This window comes from Mesorhizobium sp. M7A.F.Ca.CA.002.09.1.1 (genome assembly GCF_003998555.1).
GTDB lineage: Bacteria > Pseudomonadota > Alphaproteobacteria > Rhizobiales > Rhizobiaceae > Mesorhizobium > Mesorhizobium ciceri.
In genome coordinates this window covers 1-1,428 of record NZ_RZRR01001161.1, presented here as the reverse complement: position 1 = coordinate 1,428, position 1,428 = coordinate 1, and the positions used below count along the sequence as shown (strand labels likewise).

Here is a 1,428-nt window from a genome sequence, read left to right as displayed (position 1 = left end):
CCGCCAGACCTTTTCCGGCGGCTCGGCAAGGTCGTACTCGAACTCGAGCGCATCCGGAGAGACTTCGCGATGGCTTTCGTCGGCCATTGATCCCCTGTCGTTCATTGATCCATGTCCTTCAAAACCGCCTTCAGCCTTTCGATGCGTTCCGGCCAGAAAGTCCGGTAGCGTTCGATCCAGGAGAGCAAGGGAGCGAGCCCCTGCGGATCGGCGCGGTAATAGGCGTTGCGGCCGGCTCGCCGCTCGACCACCAGGCCTGCGCCACGCAGGACGGCCAAATGCTGCGACACCGCGGGCTGCGACACCGTCATACCGGTGCGCAATTCCGACACGCTCATCTCGCCTGCGGCTAGCCGCTCAAAGACGGCGCGGCGCGTCGGGTCGGCCAGTGCGCGAAAAATCTCTGCTTCGATCATGTCAAAAGCATAAGTGAATACTTATTGATTTGGCAAGCACTGTTTTACGAGATTGTCGGAAGCCAGCGTCTCACCATTCCGGCAGGCCCATCGAACGTCGCCTCGAAAATCGGCGACGCAAGGACGGCGTGGATGTGAAGCGTTCCAGTGCCGGCGTTCTTGAACCCGTGTTTCCTGTTCGCGGGGACAACGAGAGACTGGCCCGATGTCACGACTGTATGCTCATCGTCGATCCACATCTCAGCCCTACCGGCGATAACGGTCAGCACTTCCTCCACGGGATGCCAATGCGTTGGGGCGCCGACCGTGGGCTCGACCCATTGCTCGAATATGCAAAGTTGCGATGCACCATTGCTGGCCGACACATGCATGCGTGTTTCCACACCTGCTCGCCATTGCTCGCGCTGCTGGTCCTCATGTGCGACAGACTTCATTTGATCGCCCCCGGTCAGATCCGATTTCATGGAAATTTCCGGCCGGGACACTACATCTTGCTGACAAACATTGACAGAACGTCATCTGCACCATAGAACGAACAGGGAACAAAAACCTTGTGGGTAAAGGCAGCCACGGCAAGCGGCTGACGCCTGCAGCCTGTAAGGTGCTGCGACAAAAAAATTTGTTTCGGATGAGCGCGGAGAAATATCATGGCGGGTAGCGTCAACAAGGTCATTTTGGTCGGCAACCTCGGCGCGGATCCCGAAATCCGTCGCCTCAACTCGGGCGAGCCGGTCGTCAACATTCGCATTGCGACGTCGGAAAGCTGGCGTGACAAGAATTCCGGCGAGCGCAAGGAAAAGACCGAATGGCACAACGTCGTCATCTTCAATGAGGGCATCGCCAAGGTGGCGGAGCAGTATTTGAAGAAGGGCATGAAGGTCTATGTAGAGGGCCAGCTGCAGACGCGCAAATGGCAGGACCAGACCGGCGCCGACAAGTACACGACGGAAGTCGTGCTGCAGAAATTCCGCGGTGAGCTGCAGATGCTCGACGCGCGCGGGCAGGGTGAAGG

The 1,428-nt window shown here is 58.5% G+C and carries 3 protein-coding genes; 1 reads left to right on the top strand and 2 read right to left on the bottom strand.

Features of this window, described 5'->3' with window-relative positions; translation table 11 throughout:
- Positions 1-101: 101 nt before the first annotated feature.
- On the bottom strand, positions 102-416 hold the full coding sequence (locus EN994_RS31345) for a metalloregulator ArsR/SmtB family transcription factor (RefSeq protein ID WP_013531836.1): 315 nt from the start codon (positions 414-416) through the stop codon (positions 102-104).
- A gap of 44 nt (positions 417-460) precedes the next feature.
- On the bottom strand, positions 461-880 hold the full coding sequence (locus EN994_RS31340; RefSeq protein WP_013531835.1) for a cupin domain-containing protein: 420 nt from the start codon (positions 878-880) through the stop codon (positions 461-463).
- 183 nt (positions 881-1,063) lie between these two features.
- On the opposite strand from EN994_RS31340, the gene ssb reads away from it, so the two are divergent.
- A partial coding sequence (gene ssb, locus EN994_RS31335; protein WP_127308146.1) for a single-stranded DNA-binding protein occupies positions 1,064-1,428 on the top strand: 365 nt, incomplete at its 3' end.